This is a genomic window from Chryseobacterium soli (assembly GCF_000737705.1).
GTDB lineage: Bacteria > Bacteroidota > Bacteroidia > Flavobacteriales > Weeksellaceae > Chryseobacterium > Chryseobacterium soli.
On record NZ_JPRH01000001.1, the window covers coordinates 911,403 to 932,309 of the forward strand.

At 37.0% G+C, this 20,907-nt stretch carries 15 protein-coding genes; 13 read left to right on the forward strand and 2 right to left on the reverse strand.

The window, feature by feature from the left end; translation table 11 throughout:
• Window positions 1-11 precede the first annotated feature (11 nt).
• From IW15_RS04180 to IW15_RS04190, 3 genes are all read left to right on the forward strand, one after another.
• Entirely contained in the window at window positions 12-674 is a 663-nt protein-coding gene (locus tag IW15_RS04180) for a copper homeostasis protein CutC (RefSeq protein WP_034709470.1), read from the forward strand.
• Between the two features lie 444 nt (window positions 675-1,118).
• The gene (locus IW15_RS04185) at window positions 1,119-3,605 is read left to right on the forward strand and encodes a beta-mannosidase (protein ID WP_034709471.1); all 2,487 of its coding nucleotides are present in this window, start codon (window positions 1,119-1,121) and stop codon (window positions 3,603-3,605) included.
• Window positions 3,606-3,756: 151 nt separating this feature from the next.
• Window positions 3,757-4,665, forward strand: a complete 909-nt coding sequence (locus tag IW15_RS04190) for an AEC family transporter (protein WP_034709472.1) — start codon at window positions 3,757-3,759, stop codon at window positions 4,663-4,665.
• Here the strand turns inward: IW15_RS04190 and IW15_RS04195 are convergent.
• Window positions 4,655-5,137: a hypothetical protein gene (locus tag IW15_RS04195; protein WP_034709474.1), complete on the reverse strand. Its 483-nt coding sequence runs from the start codon at window positions 5,135-5,137 to the stop codon at window positions 4,655-4,657. The two genes, IW15_RS04190 and IW15_RS04195, sit on opposite strands and share 11 nt — an antisense overlap.
• 107 nt (window positions 5,138-5,244) lie before the next feature.
• Here IW15_RS04195 and priA point away from each other — a divergent pair, with 107 nt between their 5' ends.
• From priA to IW15_RS04215, 4 genes are all read left to right on the forward strand, one after another.
• Window positions 5,245-7,692 (forward strand): replication restart helicase PriA, encoded by a 2,448-nt coding sequence (gene priA / locus IW15_RS04200; RefSeq protein ID WP_034709476.1) that lies wholly within the window; start codon window positions 5,245-5,247, stop codon window positions 7,690-7,692.
• Between the two features lie 162 nt (window positions 7,693-7,854).
• Complete coding sequence (dacB, locus tag IW15_RS04205; RefSeq protein ID WP_051881750.1) at window positions 7,855-9,324, forward strand: D-alanyl-D-alanine carboxypeptidase/D-alanyl-D-alanine endopeptidase; 1,470 nt, start codon at window positions 7,855-7,857, stop codon at window positions 9,322-9,324.
• An 83-nt stretch (window positions 9,325-9,407) separates the two neighbouring features.
• Window positions 9,408-11,336, forward strand: coding sequence for a M1 family aminopeptidase (locus tag IW15_RS04210; protein ID WP_034709478.1), 1,929 nt, complete (start codon window positions 9,408-9,410; stop codon window positions 11,334-11,336).
• Between the two features lie 190 nt (window positions 11,337-11,526).
• Window positions 11,527-13,452 (forward strand): M1 family aminopeptidase, encoded by a 1,926-nt coding sequence (locus IW15_RS04215; protein ID WP_034709480.1) that lies wholly within the window; start codon window positions 11,527-11,529, stop codon window positions 13,450-13,452.
• A gap of 225 nt (window positions 13,453-13,677) precedes the next feature.
• On the opposite strand, the gene IW15_RS04220 is transcribed toward IW15_RS04215, so the two are convergent.
• On the reverse strand, window positions 13,678-14,556 hold the full coding sequence (locus tag IW15_RS04220) for a cupin-like domain-containing protein (protein ID WP_034709861.1): 879 nt from the start codon (window positions 14,554-14,556) through the stop codon (window positions 13,678-13,680).
• 161 nt (window positions 14,557-14,717) lie between these two features.
• Here IW15_RS04220 and kbl point away from each other — a divergent pair, with 161 nt between their 5' ends.
• Genes kbl through IW15_RS04250 form a run of 6 tightly spaced genes read left to right on the forward strand, consistent with a single transcriptional unit; the run spans window position 14,718 to window position 20,880 of the window.
• Window positions 14,718-15,914, forward strand: coding sequence for a glycine C-acetyltransferase (kbl, locus tag IW15_RS04225; RefSeq protein WP_034709482.1), 1,197 nt, complete (start codon window positions 14,718-14,720; stop codon window positions 15,912-15,914).
• Between the two features lie 22 nt (window positions 15,915-15,936).
• Complete coding sequence (locus IW15_RS04230; protein WP_131368486.1) at window positions 15,937-16,479, forward strand: hypothetical protein; 543 nt, start codon at window positions 15,937-15,939, stop codon at window positions 16,477-16,479.
• An 11-nt stretch (window positions 16,480-16,490) separates the two neighbouring features.
• The gene (locus tag IW15_RS04235; RefSeq protein ID WP_034709486.1) at window positions 16,491-17,042 is read left to right on the forward strand and encodes a CopD family protein; all 552 of its coding nucleotides are present in this window, start codon (window positions 16,491-16,493) and stop codon (window positions 17,040-17,042) included.
• Between the two features lie 52 nt (window positions 17,043-17,094).
• A complete protein-coding gene (locus IW15_RS04240; RefSeq protein WP_034709488.1) occupies window positions 17,095-17,823 on the forward strand; it encodes an ABC transporter permease in 729 nt (242 codons plus the stop codon).
• A gap of 4 nt (window positions 17,824-17,827) precedes the next feature.
• The gene (gldG, locus tag IW15_RS04245) at window positions 17,828-19,495 is read left to right on the forward strand and encodes a gliding motility-associated ABC transporter substrate-binding protein GldG (RefSeq protein WP_034709490.1); all 1,668 of its coding nucleotides are present in this window, start codon (window positions 17,828-17,830) and stop codon (window positions 19,493-19,495) included.
• Window positions 19,496-19,500: 5 nt separating this feature from the next.
• Window positions 19,501-20,880: a WG repeat-containing protein gene (locus tag IW15_RS04250; RefSeq protein WP_131368488.1), complete on the forward strand. Its 1,380-nt coding sequence runs from the start codon at window positions 19,501-19,503 to the stop codon at window positions 20,878-20,880.
• Window positions 20,881-20,907 lie beyond the last annotated feature (27 nt).

The window sequence follows — 20,907 nt, forward strand, 5'->3', positions numbered from 1 at the left end:
GTAAACTAAAAATGTCAAAAATAGAAATAGCCTGTTTCAATCCGGAATCTGCAATCATAGCTTTTGAAAATGGTGCTGACAGAATAGAATTGTGCGACGGATTAAGTGAAGGCGGAACAACACCCGCTTTTGAAACAGTAAAACAGCTTCGTGAAAAAATCAATATTCCCATCTTTGTAATGATTCGCCCCAGAGGTGGAGATTTTACCTATTCTGATTTAGAATTTGAACAAATGAAATCAGAATTGATTCAATTGAAATCCCTACATATCGATGGTTTCGTATTTGGAATTTTAGATAAAAATGAAAAAGTGAATACGGCCCAAAATAAAACCTTAGTTGAATTGGCTTCTCCTTTACCTTGTACTTTTCACCGTGCGTTTGACAGAGCCAAAACGTTAGAAGATTCTTTGGAGAACGTAATTGAATGCGGTTTCACAACCGTTCTAACCTCAGGGCAGATGCCTAATGTTTCAGAAGGAAAAGAAAATTTAAAAACGTTGGTTGCCCTTTCCAATGGCAGGATAGAAATATTGGTGGGCGGCGGGCTCCGTTCAGCCAATATTCAGGAAATAAGAGAATACACCCATGCTGTGTATTTTCACTCCTCTGCGATTACGAATGGCGGTTCATTTGCTGATGCAGATGAAATTGTGGCTTTGAAAAATAGTTAATTTTTAATGCAATATACAAGTGTTTGTCATTCAGAATGAAGTGTAAGCGGAGTGAAGAATTTCCCTATAAAAGATAAAAAGAGATTTCTCCTGTCGTCGAAATGACAAAGCGTCTGTCATTCGGAACGAAGCGTAAGCGGAGTGAAGAATCTCATTATAAAAAAAAAGAGATTTCTCCTGTCGTCGAAATGACAAAGCGGCTGTCATTCAGAACGAAGCGTAAGTGAAGTGAAGAATCTCATTATAAAAAGAAAAAAGAGATTTCTTCTGTCGTCGAAATGACAAAGCAACTGTCATTCAGAACGAAGCGTAAGCGGAGTGAAGAATCTCAAAGTCACATTCTTAAAGCTTCATTTTAAACTTAATGGTTCAAAATGAAATGTATAAAGATTCCTTCATTCTTCGGAATGACAAATAAAATGGTTACAATTGATATTTTCCTTAATGAATAAAACGCTTCTTTTTGCTTTTCTTCTCATTCAAAACATACTCTCTGCACAGTTTTCAGAAAGAGATCTGTCGTTGGAAAAATGGCAGTTTAAAAATACAAAAAATAAAAACTGGCTTTCGGCTAAAGTTCCCGGAACTGTCCATTTGGATTTAATGGATCATAAACTTATCCCCGATCCTTTTAAAGATGACAATGAAAAAAAAGTGCAGTGGGTAGAAAATGAAGACTGGGAATATCATACAACTTTTACTGTAACACCAAAAGAACTCGATAATCAGAATATTAATTTGGTTTTTAATGGATTAGATACTTTCTCAGAGATTTATCTCAATGGGAAACTGTTGAGAAAAACGGACAATATGTTCAGAAAGTGGGAAATTCCGGTGAAAGAATACCTGAAATCTGGAGATAATCTGTTACAGGTCAATTTCAAATCAGCAGTTACTGTAGGCAAAGAACTCGCTGAAAAAGTTCCGTTTACCATGCCGGAATCTCCCAGGAGCTTTGTAAGGAAAGCCCAATACCAGTTTGGATGGGATTGGGGACCAAGACTTGTCACTGCTGGAATTTGGAAAGAAGTAAAACTTAATTATTGGAATACCGCAACACTCACCCATGTGAAAATCGAACAGAAGAATCTGACATCACAAAAAGCAGAGCTCAATATTCATGCAGACATATTTGCTGAGAACGAAGGCAAATATGTAATCTCAATTGATCATAAAAAATCAAATATTCAATTAAAAAAAGGAGAAAATAAAGTCATTATTCCTTTCAGTTTAAAAAATCCAAAACTATGGCAGCCCAACGGATGGGGAGCACCCAATCTGTATTCCATACCCATTTCTCTTCAAAAAGATTCGAAAATACTGTCAGATGAAGATGTAAAAATCGGATTAAGAACCATAGAACTTATACAGGAAAAAGACGAAAAAGGAAAATCTTTTTACTTTAAAGTGAATGGGAAGCCTTTATATATCAAAGGAACCAACTGGATTCCGGGAGATAGTTTTTCTTCAAGGATGAGTAAAGAAAAATATCAAAAACTCATTAAAGACTGTAAAGATACTAATATGAATATGATTCGTGTTTGGGGTGGCGGAATCTACGAAGATGACGAATTTTACAAGGCTTGTGATGAAAACGGAATTCTCGTTTGGCAGGATTTTATGTTTGCCGGAAGCTTTTATCCTTCGGACGAAAATTTTCAAAAAAATGTCGAAATGGAAGTCAAAGATCAGGTCGAAAGACTTCAGAATCATGCTTCCTTAGCCTTGTGGTGTGGAAATAATGAAATTGATGAAGCGATTGTCAATTGGGGATATCAGAAACAATTTAAATACTCAAAAGAAGATTCATTACAGGTTTGGAAAGATTATAATAAGATTTTTCATGAAGTGATTCCTAAGGCTATTAAAAAATATACAGCCAATTTCAGCAGTATTTACTGGCCAAGTTCACCCTCAATCGGATGGGGGCACAAAGAAAGCTTAACAGAAGGAGATTCCCATTATTGGGGTGTTTGGTGGGGAGAACAGCCATTTGAAATCTACAATCAAAAAGTGGGACGGTTTATGTCTGAATACGGTTTTCAGGGAATGCCTACCATAGAAACTACAAAATCTATGTTTTCCGGAAATCCGGATCTGAACCTTCAAAATACCACGATAAAGGCGCATGAAAAACATGCAAGAGGCTGGGAGATCATCAATGAATACATGCAGCGCGATTATAAAATCCCAACGGATTTTGTTCAATATAATTATGTCTCACAATTGCTTCAGGCCCGGGGAACGCAGATCGCTATTGAGGCGCACCGGCGGTCAAAACCTTACAATATGGGAACACTGTACTGGCAGCTTAATGACTGCTGGCCTGTCGTTTCATGGTCTTCCATAGATTATTCAGGAAACTGGAAGGCATTGCATTATCAGCTGAAAAGAAGTTTTGAACAACAGATTCTTCTTACCGAAGAAAAAGATGGAGCGTTACATTTTTACGCGGTAAACGATGCTTTAAAGAAATTCAATGATGTTACAGTGGAGATACAGGCTATCAAATGTAATGGAGAAGTTGTCAATGAAATAACCACAGTTCCTGACGGAAAAACATTGGAAGAAATCGTAAAGTTTGATCCTATTGAAATTAAAAATATAATTTCTGATTCAGATAAAAACGAGGTTTTTTTGAAATTAACTTTAAAAGACGGAAAAGGGCAGGTAATAGCCCAAAATACCCACTTCTTCTCCAAACCAAAAGACCTGAAGCTGACAAAACCTACCATTACCATACAAAAAATCTCTTCCACACAAATACAGATTTCGACTGACGTTTTGGCGAAAGATGTTTATCTGATGGGAGATCATCATTTCAGCGATAACTTTTTTGATCTGCTTCCCAACACAAGCCGGATCATACAAGTAACGGAACCATTCGAAAAAGTTGAGGTGATGACTCTTTGGGATGTACTGAATAATTAAAAATTCTTTATCCAGAGTAACCTTATACGTTTTTAAAATTCATGAGATTTGAATAAAATGATCAGGACAGCTATTTTAGAAAAATAAATAAAAATTTACGGTGTCCAACTAAAAATTCAGCCGTAAATTTGCCTCATATTTCTTTAGAATTATGGTAAATTTTGTTTTGATTGCAGTATGCATTATTGCCGGAATGGTATTCAAAGCAACAAAATCTATCCATCCCGATGCCCACAAAGGTATTAATACATGGATTCTTTATCTTGCACTGCCTGCAGTTTCTTTTAAATATCTGCCCAAAGTTCATTGGACAACGGAAATGCTTTTTCCTATCGTTGCCACATTTCTTATTGCTGTTTTCTGCTTCTTTTTTATGATGTTTTACAGCAAAAGTAAGGGATATTCAAGAAGGTCAAGAAGTACCATGGAGCTGGCAAGCGGTTATAGCAATACTTCCTTTATTGGATTTCCTTTGATCAGCGCTTTTTATGGAGAAGGCCTGTTAAGTATTGCCATTATCTGCGACCAGACCATGTTTTTTGCCCTGTCGACATTAGGAATTATTGCCGCAGTAAAAGGAGGAAGCAGATCAGGGAAAGTAAGTGCTCTGTTTATTTTAAAAAGATTGATCACATTTCCCCCTCTCGTAGGCTGTATTACAGCATTGGTATTATCGCAGTTTATTGATTTCACCGCAGCTGAACCATTCTTTGATAAACTTGCAGCAACCGTAAGTCCGCTGGCTTTATTTTCAGTAGGACTCCAGTTGAAATTTAACGGCTGGAAAAAATTAATCCCGCAAATGTCAACATCAATGCTCTATAAACTGATTCTTGCACCCGCAATGGTATTAGGATTGGCTTTATTGGTGGGGATCAAAGGAGACGTAGCGAAAATTACAATCTTTGAGGCCGCAATGCCTACAGTGGTCACTTCAAGTATTATTGCAGAACAATTCAGGTTAAATACCAAACTTACCAATTTAATCATAGGATTCAGTATCCTAGTAGGTTTTGTAACTTCTGCAGTCTGGTATTTCATCATTGATCTTATTTTTTAACAGGCTCCAATTCAAAATCATATAGTATAATAGAATCAATCGGATCTTTCCATTGTTCAACAGAAGTTGCATTGCTGATGACAGGCATGATGGAAGTTGATCTATAACTTGAACTTCCTTTTAATCTCATCTTAGCCTTAAAATTCATCTTTTTTCCTGTTTTTTGAACAGTAATTAATACAAAAATCGGATTATTCATCATGTGGGCTTCAGAAAAGGTCATTTCTATGCTGTTGTCAGTAATTTTATCCCTTTCAAGATTTTTAAACATTTCCATGAGATCAATAGAATCACTGGTTTTTTGATCCTGAATCATTGTAAATCCGATGATTGTGTTATTTCGAATTTCAGGCTGAAGAATGATTTTTTGTCCAATAGGAATGGTTATTTTTCCCTTGTTTAACAGTACTTTTTCCTGTCCGTGAATGCTGATGATTAAAAATAATAAGAATAAAAAAAAGAATTTTTTCATGGTTATGAAGTTTAAATTAAAATATTAATACGTTTTAACGGCCATAAAAATAGAAATAATTGCAGTTTTCTAAAGAAAAATCTAATTTTACACTTTAATTAATTCCCTTGCAGTACGCCCAGATAATTTTACCCCTCAACTTAAAAGGTTCTTTCACTTACAAAGTTCCGGATGAATTAATTCCTGATATCCAGCTTGGAATGCGGGTTTTAGTGCCGTTCGGAGGAAAGAAAATCTATACGGGAATCGTTTTTGACCTTCATGATAATGCGCCGGAAAATTTTGTCGCCAAAGAGGTTATCAGCCTTCTTGATGATTCCCCGATCATGCCGCCGGAGCAGATCGATTTCTGGAACTGGCTTTCAGAGTACTATCTGTGCGGACTGGGTGAAATCTACCGTTTTGCTTTTCCTTCATCCTTAAAACTTGAAAGTGAAACTTATCTCAAATTAAAACCCAATATTCAGGTTGACTTTGAGAACCTTGATGTAAACGAAATGTATCTGATCCAGGCGCTGGAAGTCAGGCAGTTAATCAACCTTACCGATATTGAGGCGTTTATTGCAAAAAAAGACATTATTAAAACCATCAATTCGCTGATTGACCTCCAATACATTGAGATTGATGAAAAAATAGCGGAAAAATACAGGGCGAAAGAAGTGGCCTATGTAAAGATTAATGAGGAAGTATTAAGCAATCAGAATCTTACAGAAATTCTTTTAAAACTGAATAAAGCACCCAAACAGAAAGATCTTTTTCTTCTCATTTTGGAAATGCAGACCGAAAAACCGGATGTTCCCATTAAAAAGGCCGTTCTCTTTGAAGACGGATTCTTTGGAAGTTCCCATTTCAAATCTTTAGCAGATAAAAATCTTGTGGAAGAATATTATATGCAGAAAGACCGTATCGAAAGCTACGAAGGGGAAATTGAGGAAATCGAGGAGCTTTCCGAAGAACAGAAATCTGCAAAACTGGAAATAGACGAAGCTTTTGAGGAAAATAAAAATGTACTCCTTCATGGGGTAACCTCATCAGGAAAGACGCATATCTACCTTGAGAAAATTGAAGAATGCATCAGCAACGGGAAAAATGTACTGTTTCTGCTTCCTGAAATCGCTTTAACCAAGCAAATCACACAGAGATTAGAAAAAAAATATGGCCGTCATCTGGGCTTTTATCATCAGAAACTAACTGATTTTGAAAGGGTGGAAGTATGGAGGAGAATTAAACAGAATGATATTAAAATCCTTGTCGGAACAAAGAATGCTTTGTTTTTACCCTATCAGAACCTGGGACTGATCATTGTAGATGAAGAACACGATTCCGCTTATCGGCCAAGAGAAATTACCCCGCATTTTAATGCAAAGGATTCAGCTTTAATATTGGGTGGATTTTATGGAGCTGGAGTGATTTTAGGTTCTGCAACCCCTTCCGTGGAAAGCTATTTTCGGGCGAGAAAAGATAAAATGAAGTATATTTTCCTGAACGAGAGATTTGGGAATGTAAAGCTTCCTGAATATGAATTGATTAACCTGAAAGAAGCTCAGGACTCCAAAAAAGTTTCCGGAAATTTCTCATTACGGCTGATTGAAGAGATCAAAAAAACAATCGACGAAAAAAATCAGGCTATTATTCTCCATAACCGCAGAGGGTATTCTAATGTACTGGAATGTGAAAGCTGTGGCTACGTGAATTATTGCTCGAATTGTGACGTCGTGATGACGTATCACAAAGCCGCCAATGAAATGAAATGCCACTACTGCGGTCAGAGAGCTTCCAGACCAAGAACCTGTCCCAAATGCCATTCTGAAAATCTGAATGAGAAAGGAGTAGGTGTGGAGCAGATTCATGAGGAAGTTTCAAAATTATTTCCGGATAAAGAAGTCGATCGTATGGATGTAGATTCTATGCGTAAGAAATTTGCCTATGAAAAGCTGTATGAGAAAATAGAAGACCGCGAAACGGATATTGTAGTCGGTACCCAGATGATTTCCAAAGGGCTGGATTTTGATCATATTGAGCTGGTGGCCATTCCAAAGGCAGATTCCTTATTATATGTCCAGGATTTCAGGGCAGAAGAAAGGGCGTATCAACTAATTACGCAGGTTTCCGGCAGGGCAGGACGGGTTTCCGGAAATGGGAAAATTCTGATCCAGACATTTAATCCCGATCATTCTGTTTTCCAGCTGATCAAAATGAATAATATTCCGAAAATCTATAAATATTTTCTCACAGAACGTCAGAAATTCCACTATCCGCCTTTCACAAAGCTCATTATGATAGAACTGAAACACAGAAGAGTAGATAAAGTGAACCGTGCGTCCCAGTTTTTGGGTTCTATTCTGCGGAAATACCTTCCAGAGGAATGTGTATTAGGCCCGGAAAAATCACAGATTGCTAGGATCAATAATTTCTACCAGTTCCAGATTCTATTAAAATTGCCGCGCGGGAAAAACTATGAGAAATTCAAAGCGATGGTTTTATTAAGTTTGAATGAATTTGATGAAATTACTGCTTATCAAAGCATTAAAAAAGATGTATTTGTTGATTTTTAACAATTTTTAACATACTTTACGGTCTTTTATTACCTGTTAATAGCTGCACTTCTAACAATAATTTCTACTTTTGGTCGTTGATTTAATGTTTGGCTCTTTTATTGAATGATTATAATGAATCGTTTTTTATGAGCTCCAGACATAGAAACTAAAAGAATATAGATGGTAAATTTCAGAAAATATGTTTCAACTGCAGCGGTATTGGCTTCCGGATTTTTCCTTGCTCAATCTACCGTTTCTACTGTTCTTTACTCTCAGATGTACGATAGTCCAAGAAGCAACTTAAGCTTGCCTTCCCCTATCAGTTCATCAGCTGAGAAAACGATCTTATCGGCGAAAGAACTTGTAGATATTAATGTAAACACTATGATGACTGATCCTGTGCTGAAAAATGCAACCTGGGGATTTGTAGTGTACGACCCGAAAACGAAGAAAGTCATTTCTTCGTATAATGAAAATACGCCTTTGGTTCCGGCTTCTACCACGAAATTATTAACTACCGAAACAGCATTAAACCTGTTAGGTGAGAATTATCGCTGGATGACTCAACTGGAATATTCAGGAAACATCGATGAAAATGGAGTGTTGAATGGAAATCTTTATGTGGTAGGAAGCGGAGACCCTTCTATGGGAACAAACAAAGCCGGTGCCTGGTCTTATAGAGATATTATTTCAGACTTCATGAGCGGATTATCCCGTGAAGGTATCAAAAAAGTAAATGGAGATATTATTATCCAAACAGCGCTTTTCAAAGGCAATATTGCAAGGCTTCCGGAAAATGTTGTTTGGCTGGAGAGTAATAACTACTATTTGCCGGTAGGGACTACCCGCGAAATTAATCCTGCAAACGAAAAACTGATCACGAAAAAAGGAAATTCATCATCAGAGAAAAAGTACTTCTATGTTTCTCCCTATATGAACCAAATGGTTTTTGCAGAGAAATATGAAGGTAATGGAACACTGACTACAAAAATACCGGATGCTCCGGCATATCTGGCCAATACATTCAGAACAACGTTAGTGAAAAGTGGTATTCCGGTTACAGGAAAAGTAACTCCCAGAATGACGGAAGCAGAACCTGAAAACAGAAAAATGGTTTCAGCATACAAATCTCCGACATTAGGTGATATTATCTTTTATACCAACCAGCACAGCGATAATTCTTTAGCAGAAGCATTATTGAGAACGGTAGGTTTCCAGAAGCTGGGTGACCAGACATTGGAATCTGGAAGAGTAGTGGTAACAGATCACTTAAAAGAAAGTGATTTTGATATGAACGGCTTGAATTATATGGACGGAAGCGGACTTTCGAAAAATAATAATATAACACCGATCTCTCAGGTGAAGTTCTTAACCTCTTTGATGAATCAAAAGTATTATAATACTTATCTTACTTCATTACCGGTAGGCGGACAGTCCGGAACCTTAAAGAGAATGTTTATCGGAACAGGAAACGGACAGATATTTGCGAAAACAGGAACCCTGAATAAGGTGAAAGCATTAGCAGGATATTTAAAAACAAATTCCGGAAAAACATTAGTATTTTCATTAATGGTTAACAATTATGCAGGATCAGTAGATATGGTGAAGAAAAGAATGGAGAAAATTCTGGAACCTGCCTTAGATTTATAAAAATATTTACCTTAATATTATGAAAACCTTTTAATCAATGATTAGAAGGTTTTTTTTATCTTTGGATGTATAACCATCTGAATATGAGAAATTTTTACATAGTATTGATAAGTTTTATTTTTGGTCAGCAGCTCTATGCTCAAAATCTCAATCAAAACATCGAAATGAAGGGGTTAATCGTTAAAGAAATGAAATCTTATACTCATAAGATGACTACTTACAACCTTAATCCTAATACATTAAACTACGATCTTATGTATCAGAGGTTGGAGGTGAGTCTGGATCCGGCTGTATATAATATTTCGGGATCTGTAACGTCACATTTCAAACCTAATCAGAGTATGGGAAGTATGTATTTCGATCTTGACAACACGTTAATGGTTTCTCAGATTCAGTACCACGGAAGCAATCTTCTCTTTCAGCATCTGGCAACAAAAGAAGTGAAGGTCGATTTTCCGGTGGCCCTTCCAGCCAATACCCTTGATTCATTAACGATATTTTATTCCGGTGCTCCGGCAACCACTAACAATGCTTTTTCTATCGGAACACAGAGTTCAACTGCAATTCTTTCTACCTTAAGTGAACCTTATGGTGCTCAGGATTGGTTTCCCACGAAACAAAGTCTTAATGACAAAATCGAAAGGTTTGATTTTAAAATTACGACTCCTTCACAATATAGTGTAGCAGCGAACGGAAAATTCATGTCTGAAACGTTACTTCCGAATGCACAAAAATTAACATTCTGGCGGACGGCATATCCTACGTCAGCTTATCTTATCGGACTTTCCATTACAAATTTTACAAAAATTACTGATACGATGGGAACACCGCCATTTCCTTTTGTGAATTATGTATATCCATCTACTGCAGCGAATACAACAAGTATGTCTAATATAGAATGGACTAAACAAGTGATGAACTTATTTGAGACCTATTTCGGACCTTATCCGTTCCGTAATGAAAAATATGGGCATATGGAATCTAAATATGGAGGCGGAATGGAACATCAAACCATGTCCTCGATGGGAAGTTGGAGTAAAAATCTTATTGCCCATGAGTTGACCCATCAGTGGTTTGGGGATAAAGTTACCTGCGGAGCATGGAATGATATCTGGCTGAACGAAGGGTTTGCCACATTTGGAACGCATCTGGCTAATGAGAAGCTCATTATGTCCAATACTGAGTTTATGAACTATCTTTTGGGACAGAAAGATTTAATTACTTCTTCTCCGGGTGGAAGTACCTATGTTTCGGACACGAATCTGGCGAATGTTAATGCAGTCTTTGATAGCAGACTTTCTTATGCTAAAGGAGCTTATATTTTAAGAATGCTTAAATGGATGTTGGGAGATACTGTTTTCTTTCAGGCCCTCAGGGAGTATCATGCCAGACCGGCTCTAGCGTATAACTATGTGAGAACCGCCGATTTTAATGCTTCATTACTGCAGTCTACAGGAAAAGATTTTACCGGATTTTTCAGCGATTGGCTGTATGGAGAAGGATATCCTACCTATACCATCAGATGGAAACAGTCCGGGAACCAGATTATTATTAAAGCTTCCCAGGCGCAGAGTAATCCTTCAGTGAGTTTCTTTGAAATGCCGTTACCTATCAAAGTCAATGGAACGGGTGGACAAGCGGCTTATTTTGCTTTAGATAATACATCCGATAACGAATATTTTTCAGAATCGGTTTCTTTTCCGATAGCTAGTGTTGAATTTAATTATGAATATCAGATATTGGAAAAAAATTCTACCGTTATACAGGACACGAGTTTAAGCACTGAATCTGCAGCATTTGAAAATTTTGCTTTATATCCAAATCCTGCAAAGAATGAAATCTATGTAAAAGGAATTCATAAAGAAGCCGATTATTCGATCCATACGATTGATGGACGACTGGTGAAAAAAGATACTTACCAGCCTCATAAACCAGTTGTTATTTCTGAATTGATCCCCGGAACGTATATTTTCACCATCAAAGACCAAAATATAAAATTCATCAAGCATTAAAAAGTGAATTTTTGATGGAAAATATTCAAGATTAAAATTGTGGAATAGTAATAATATTATGAATACTATGGTTATATATTCCTTCAATGCCTATTATTTTTTTTAAATATATTTATTTTACTTGTGATAACTATTTAATCATTAATGAGGCAGTTTTTTATTTATATTTGGGCTCAATAATATATTGACTATGAGAATACTTTATTTCTTTATTTTGGGACTGCTGGTACCGCAGCAGTTTTACGCTCAGAATGAACATAATATTGACAGGAAAGGACTGGTGGCAATGGAAAAGAAATCCTTTGCTAAAAAAATGATCGCTTACAATGTAAATCCTAATACCTCAAATTATGACCTTCAGTATCAGCGGATGGATGTTGCTTTGAATCCCTCCATCTATGCTATTTCGGGTTCTGTAACATCCCATTTTAAACCGAATCAGAATATGAGTACCATCTATTTTGATCTTTCGGATGAACTGTCTGTATCTCAGGTGAAATATCATGGAACTGATATCACATTTCAACAGCTTCCTACCAAAGAACTGAAAATAGATTTTCCAGCATCGCTTCCGGCGAATACATTGGATTCTCTGACCATTAATTATTCTGGAGCTCCTTCACAGGATTACGATGCTTTTTTTAACGGAACTCAAGGCGGAACTGCTATTCTTTCTACACTAAGTGAACCGTATGGCGCTCAGGACTGGTTTCCTACCAAACAAAGCCTTAATGACAAAATTGAAAGGTTTGATTTTAAAATTACAACCCCTTCACAATATAATGTGGCAGCAAATGGAAAATTGATGTCTGAAACCTCTCTTCCGAACGGGCAGAAGCTTACCTTCTGGAGAACAGCTTATCCGACTTCAGCCTATCTTATTGCGCTTTCCATTACCAATTATGTAAAATTGAACAGCACCATCGGAAATCCCCCGTTTCCATTTGTGAATTATGTATATCCGTCTACCAATTCCAATACCACGATAATGGCCAATATAGAATGGACCAAACAGATCATGACGACTTTTGAGACGTATTTCGGACCTTATCCTTTCCGAAACGAAAAGTATGGGCACATGCAATTCCAGTGGGGAGGAGGTATGGAACATCAAACCATGTCTTCTATGGGGAGCTGGAGCAAGGATATTATTGCTCATGAATTAACCCACCAATGGTTTGGAGATAAAGTGACCTGCGCTACCTGGAATGATATCTGGCTGAATGAGGGATTTGCCACTTTTGGAGAACACCTTGCCAATGAAAAACTCTTAATGACTAACACCCAGTTTATGAGCTATTTATTAGGTCAGAAAAACCTTATTACAGGAAGTACCGGGGGAAGTACCTATGTTTCTGATGCAGAACTTTCCGATACAGACCGTATTTTCAGCAGCAGACTTTCTTATGCAAAAGGAGGATATATTGTACGAATGCTTAAGTGGATATTGGGTGACACAGCTTTCTATCAAGCGTTGAAGGACTATCATGCAAGACCGAATCTTGCGTATGGATATGCCAGTACGAATGATTTTAAAGCCTCGTTTCTGCAGTCTACCGGAAAAGACTTTACTGAGTTTTTTAATGACTGGCTGTACGGACAGGGATATCCTACGTATACTATTAAATGGAAGAAATCAGGAAATCAGATGATTTTTAAAGCGTCTCAGACACAGAGTAATGCTTCAGTGAGCTTCTTTGAAATGCCGTTACCAATCAAAGTTACTGGAACAGCAGGAGAAACTGCTTATTTTGCTTTGAATAACACTTCCAACAATCAGTATTTCTATGAAACAGTTTCCTTTCCGGTTGCCAGTGTTGAATTTAATTATGAATACCAGATTCTAGAGAAAAACTCAACTGTTTCACAAGATACAACGTTAAGTACAGCATCTGTTGAGGTTGAAAACTTTGCATTATATCCAAATCCTGCCAAAAATGAACTGTACATAAAGGGAATTCATAAAGCAGCAGATTACAGCATTCATTCTATCGACGGGCGATTAATGAAAAAAGATACTTATCAGCCTAACAAAGCGATTCCTATTTCAGAATTGATTCCAGGGACGTACATTTTCAGCATTAACGAAAAGAGTATCAAATTCATCAAACATTAGAATTAGAAGATTATATAAATCCAGCCTTTGGATCAGGTAATCCAGATAACTAAGCCTCTCCTGTATTATTGTTTTAAATAATTATGGAGAGGCTTTTTTAATAATTGGAAAATTAGTAAAAAATAGGATAGAAAAAATACAGAGAACGTTCAGCGGATGTTATGGCATAAAGTAATTCCATGGTATAAAATTTTTAATGGTTAATAATTAATATAGAACAAGCTTTCAAATCAGGAAGCTTTTTTGTTTTTTTATGGCTCTTAAAGCTTTTCTTTTTGCTTTGTTTACCTTGTGCCGAAACCAGATTTCTCTGAAAATATTTCGCATGGCATTATCAAAATACCGGATAAGCACTACATTTTTAAACCCCCGCCACTTTTCAAGCCAGCTTGAAGGTAATGCTCTCACAGAAACAGAATACCCTTCTGTTTCATATTGTATATAGTGCCACCATCCGGAAGGGATATAAAGCGTTTCGCCTGGCCCTATGACCGCTTCATACCCGTTGAGGTAGCGCAGTGCAGGAAATTCATCATAATCCGGTTCTTTAATATTAGTGATGCTGTGAAAATTATAGGGCAGTTTATACATCAGATCTGATTGTTCCCACGGAAAAAGCCAGATTCTTTTAATCCCCTGAAACTGGGTAATAAACACATGAGACATGTCAATATCTATATGGTTTCTGGTAATAGAACCCTCACCGCCAAAGAACATAAAGGGGAGCCATTTTAATATTTTGCCGTTGGTGACATCATTGTAATGGATGTCATCTTTAAGCGCCGGATACAGGCTTAATAAATTGAATAAAAAAAGTCTGTTTTCAGTAGGTGAGGAGCTTATTATATCCAGATATTCTGAAAAGGTAGATTGGGCAATAGGTTTGCTGGCCACACGATCCAGTGATTCCAGTTCGCTTCCGTAAATATTCACTTTTTGATTTCCGGCAATTTCTTTAAAGTATTCATAATTCCATTTTTTGAAAGCGGGGCTTCCCGGATCTACAAAATCCTTCAGAATGATAGGTCTTCGGGGTTTCATATAAGTATTTAAAAAATCTCGGGATGATAATGTTTTAGCTCTTTCTACTGGTGATAACCTCATTTTCATGAATTTTGAAAGACAAAGATAAATATTATCCTACTAAAATAGTAGACTATTATATGAAAATCCAGTATTTCATTCAAATTTTTAGAATTAAAACCATAAAAGCTTATACTTTACAGCCTTTTTACTAAATTAGCGCATCTAAAAATTTACTAAAAATGATCTCTGAAAAATATCTTCAAAATTTACAGAACGAACTTCAAAATATTGATAATGACGGGCTTTACAAGAGAGAAAGAATTATTACTTCTCAACAGAGTGCGGAAATAGAAGCGAACGGTAAAAAGCTGTTGAACTTCTGTGCCAACAATTATTTGGGATTATCAAACCATCCTGAAGTGATGAAAGCTTCTCAGGACATGATTGGTTCTCATGGATATGGAATGTCATCGGTTCGTTTTATCTGTGGAACTCAGGATATTCATAAGCAATTGGAAGAGAAGATCGCTCAGTTTCTGGGACTTGAAGATACTATTTTGTATGCAGCTTGTTTTGATGCGAATGGAGGGGTTTTCGAACCTTTATTCACCGAAGAAGATGCTATTATTTCAGATGAACTGAACCATGCTTCTATTATAGATGGAGTTCGTCTTTGTAAAGCAGCAAGATACCGTTACAAAAATAATAATATGGCGGATCTGGAAGCGCAGTTAATTGCAGCTTCTGAAAAGAACCACCGTTTCAAAATCATCGTTACCGACGGAGTTTTCTCAATGGACGGTATTGTTGCAGACCTGAAAGGAGTGTGTGATCTTGCTGATAAGTATGATGCATTGGTCATGGTAGATGATTCTCATGCTACAGGTTTCATCGGAAAAACAGGACGGGGAACCCACGAAGCGAATGAAGTAATGGGTAGAGTAGATATCATCACTTCTACCTTAGGAAAAGCGCTTGGCGGTGCATTGGGAGGATTTACTTCCGGTAAAAAAGAAATCATCGACATGCTGAGACAGCGCTCTCGTCCCTATTTATTCTCTAATTCATTGGCTCCCGGAATTGTAGGGGCAGCTTTAAAAGTGTTGGAGATGATCTCTGATGATACTTCACTTCGTGATCAAGTCATGGAAAATGCAGTGTATTTCAGAACGGAAATGAAAGCTAAAGGCTTTGATATTCCTGACGGTGATGCTGCGATTGTTCCTGTGATGCTATATGATGCGCCTCTTGCTCAAAAAATGGCTGAAAAGCTTATGGACGAGGGAATTTATGTTATTGGATTCTTCTATCCGGTAGTACCAAAAGGAAAAGCGAGAATCAGAGTTCAGCTTTCTGCAGCTCATACAAGAGCTCACTTGGATAAAGCAATTGCTGCTTTTGAAAAAGTAGGAAGAGAGCTTAATGTAATTTCTTAATCATACATATAAAAGCAGGTTTATGAAAAAAATATTGCTGATCATTGGTTTTGTTTGTTTTCAAAGCTTCTCTGCACAAAACATTATGGATTTCGATCTTAAAAATGTTGAACTGCAGGGGATGAAACCTGCCAGAATAAGTCAGGAAATGAAAAATATTGGGATCACAAAAATGCCCTTTGTGACAAGTGATCCCAACATTATTGCTAAAGTTACGGATGGTGATATCGCTTCAAAGAGTAAAACAGTCTATGCATTTACCTATGATAATCCCGATGACGATCTGAATGACGGCGGAGTTTTCATTTATCAGTTTGTCTCCAAAAAAGATATGGAAAGCTATATTTCCGGTATGTTTGAGCAGTCGAATTATAGAATTTTGGTGAAAGATCTGTTCGTGATCAAAATCTGGAGCGACTATGGTTATCAGATCGAAGGAAAAGAGACCAGTGATGATCACTTGAACAAAATGGAGAAATATTATACCAAATTGGGAGCAAAAAAGATCATCCTGAAGAAAGACGAATCCAGTACAGCAGTAACAGACCAAGTTTATACCCATTAGCATATCCAACAATGCTTTATACCATAATAAAAGCCCTGCATATCATCTTTATGGTGAGCTATTTTGCGGGAATTTTCTATCTCGTAAGGATTTTTGTCTACTATAAAGATACAGACGAATTTGCTGAAGATAAAAAAAGAATTTTGCGCGAGCAGTACACGTTCATGGCCAGAAGGCTATGGAATATCATCACCGTTCCGGCCGGCATTATCATGGCGGTTTGCGGATTGATTATGATTTTTTTGAATCCCGGATTGATGAAGATGTCCTGGTTTCATTTAAAACTGACTTTCCTGATCGGTTTGGCCGTCTATCATTACTGGTGCTGGAAAAAAGTGCTGCTGCTGAAAGCCCTTAACGGAAATACCCTTGAAACAGCCAATATAAAATTGAGACAGGCCAATGAAATTGCCACTTTCATTTTATTCCTTGTCGTCTTTACCGTGATTTTAAAATCGATGGCTATTGAATACTGGTGGCAATTAATTACCGGATTTTTCGTTCTGGTAGTGTTGATCATGATGACCGTGAAACTCGTTAATAAAAATAAAAAGAAGAAATAATGGTTGAGGTATTATAGACTGTACTACCTTTTACCTTTTTTACAAAAAAACTATGATTGCAATTTTAAAGAAAGAACTTTGGAGTTACTTCGGAAACTGGAGCGCATGGATCATTATCGCTGCCTTCAGTCTGATAGCGACTCTTTTTCTGTTTTTTTTCGATAACGATTCTAATATATTTGAAATCGGGATGGCCTCTTTACAGAGTTACTTTGAGTTGGTTCCCTGGCTGCTGATGTTTATTATGCCTGCATTATCCATGAAATCCTTTGCGGAAGAACATCAAACAGGAACCCTGGACTGGCTTTTTTCACAACCGCTGAAAGTTTCAGATCTTGTTATCGGAAAATTTCTTTCCGTATGGATTGTTGGAATTTTATGCCTTATTCCTTCACTGATTTATCTCTATACCGTTTACGTGCTGGGAGTTCCTGCCGGAAATATCGATATGGGAATGACTTTCGGAAGCTATATCGGACTGATTATTCTTATCGCGGCTTTTTCAGGCGTGGGAATTTTAGCTTCTTCATTGTCTCAAAACCAGATCATGGCTTATCTGCTGGGCATTTTCATGTGCTTCATCATGTATTTCGGAATCGAGCAGCTGGCAAGCTATAAATTATTAGGCGGTGCCGACTTTATTCTTCAGAATGTAGGTTTTTACCAGCATTTCTTAGGATTTACAAGAGGGCTTATCGATTTTCGGGATGTTGCCTATTTTGTTTTGATTATCGGTGTTTCATTAGTATTGTCGAATCATTTTATCAATAAAAAAAAGTAGAATTATGAAGAAGATATCCTTTAAATCTCCGTTAGGAATTTTACTTTTTGTGGTGCTGCCGTTAGTTATTATTCTGGCAGTATCAGGAATACGTTTAGATTTAACCAAAGAAAAAAGATATACTCTTTCCGATAGCACCGTGAAAGTTTTAAAGGCTGTTAAAAAGCCAATGACAGTTGAGGTGTACCTGGAAGGTGATTTTCCGGCAAGCTTTAAACAGCTGCAGGGAGAAACGAAATTTATGCTGGAAGAGTTCAGAAAGATCAATCCCAACATCGATTTCAAATTCATAGATCCTATTAAAACCAAAATGTCTCAGGATACTTTGATGGCGATGGGAATGCAGCCTTCTGTATTGCCTGATATCAAAGACGGAAAAGTTTCTCAGATTACGTTGTTTCCGTATGCGGTGATCCGTTATGACAAACGGGGCGTATCTATCCCGTTGGTAGTACAGCAGACAGGGATTGATGCAGATCAGCAGCTGACAAGATCTATTGAAGGACTCGAATACAGCCTTGTTTCGAATATTAAAAATATTTCTGCCGATAAAAGAAAAAAAGTAGGGATTTTGGTGAGTCAGGACGAATTAAGTCCCGATGAATTCCAGGGCTTTATGCATCTGGCACTGGAAAATTATGACGCAGGTCCTATTATTCCTAAAAATCAGACTGAGCTTACGGTTGCCGATCTTCCTTTATTAAAACAGATGAGTGCACTGGTTATTGCTAAGCCAAGAAAAGCTTTTACAGACGGTGAAAAAGTAATCCTTGACCAGTTTATCATGAACGGGGGTAAAACACTTTGGATGATCGACGCAGTGAATGCAGAAATGGATACGCTGACCCGGTCTAAAAAAATAATGCCTTTCCCTGTGGATATCAATATGACGGATTTCTTTTTCAATTATGGAATCAGGATCAATCCGGCTTTGGTCAAAGATGTTAAAAAGTTTGCTTTACTGAGACTGGTAACCGGAGAAGTAGGAGGGAACCCGCAGTATACAAGCCTTCCTTGGCCGTATTTCCCACTGGGAATTGCTGAGCAGGATAATCCTGTGACGAAAAATATCAATCCTGTGAAGTTTGAATTCCCAACATCTATTGATACTTTGGGAAGGAAAAATATTAAAACCAGAGTTCTTTTTGAATCAAGTGAAAGAACCCTGTTAAAGCAGGTTCCGAATTATGTTGATCTTAAAGAAATTGCAAGTGTAGACAGCCTGGGACAAATGGAAAAGCCAAGTACCCCGAAGATCTTTGCGGTAGCACTGGAAGGGAAGTTTAGTTCTGCGTATGCATCAAGAATTGAAAGGAAATCTTACCCAGGTTTTAAAAGCCAAAGTCCCGATAATAAAATGATCGTTATTGCTGACGGCGATGTCGGGAGAAATAAAGTGATCAAAGGAGAACCATTACCTTTAGGGGTAGACATGCTGACCAATGAGCAGTTCGGAAACGAGCAGTTCCTGAGAAATGCTCTGGATTATCTGCTGGACGACAGCAACCTGATGGAGCTCAGAAACCGTAACATCGAAGAAAGACTACTGGACAGACAAAGAATTACCGAAGAAAAAAGTAAATGGCAATGGATCAATCTACTGCTTCCTTTAGTAATCATCGGACTGTTGGGAGCTTTGTTCTTCTGGTTGAGGAAAAGAAAGTTTAATTAATAAGGATGAAGATTAGCTTACTATTTTTCTGTTTTATTTTTGTGAATATTTTTTCACAGGATCTTTCTACTTATAAGAGCATAAAGGCAATGAATAATGAAGAAAAATGGATGTATGAGCTTTTGAAGAAATCTATTCTCAGGAAGTCAAAGGATTCCGGGGAAGTCCATTTTTTTCCCATCTATAAAGTAAGTGAAACTCCTGATTCTTACAGTTTCAGTACGATTATATATGATCTTCCTTCAGGATCCAACTGTGCGGGAGGTCTTTATACCTCTACATATTCGGCCAATCTTATTAGTAAGAAAATTATCGAACCCAAAATAAAGAACGGGATTGTTGCTTCTTCATATGGTAGAGGGTCAGATAAAAAAGCGGAAGAGAATAGAAACATCACCTATGCTATAGAGATATATGACCAGGATGATACGAGAATGCATCCTCCGGTTCTTTACAGTAAGTACAGTGATAAGCCTTTTCCATCTTCGGGCTTTAAAAATGGGACAATGTCCTATTCTGTTTTTAAGATTGAGAATAAACTGGATCCTTCATTATACAAGACGGTCTATCCTTCTGTACGGTATGCCAATAAAAATTTTGCAGTGGTAAGCAACGGAACGGCATTTGGTATTGTCAATAATAAAGATGAAACTTTAGTTCCTTTCCAATATCAGATGATTAAAAATGATGGTTTTGGTATCCAGGCCACTGAAAAGGGAAAATCCTTTTTTATTGATCTTAGGAATAAAAAGCTCAGTAAGGAATATGATAACATCATCAGAACGTGTTTTTCTTCTTATAAAGATAATCAATTGGAGGTTCGTGCAGGAAAAAATGTCAACATAATAGACCTACATTATCAGGAAAAACTGGGTCCGGGATATACCTCTTTGCAGGCTTTAAGTCTTAAAAATAGACTGCTCACAAAGAAAGAAAACGGAAAACAGGCAATAGTGTCTACCGAAACCTGGAAAGAACTGTACAGTTATAATACCATAGAAAATATGGATTATGAAACAATGCTGGTAAGTGATCATGGCAAATATGGACTCGTTAGTGTTGATGATAAAAAAATCCTGGATCTTATCTACGACCATATCGGATACCTCATCACATCCTCTCAGTTATTTTATGTTGTTAAACAGAATAATGCTTTAGCTTTATATAAGGATAAGAAGTTTTTAACTGGTTTTGATTATGACAGTATAACGAATTTTGATTCTGTTTTTAAAGTTGAAAAGAAAGGTAAATTTGGTCTGATTAACGGAAAGGGGGAGGTTATTGTTCCTGTAAAATATGTCAGAATAACCGCTGAGAAAGGTGAGTATTATGCATATAAAAATTCTGAAAAATTTGATCAATACGATAGAAAAGAAAACTATTAAAAAAAGAGAAACCGAAAAGTCTCTCTT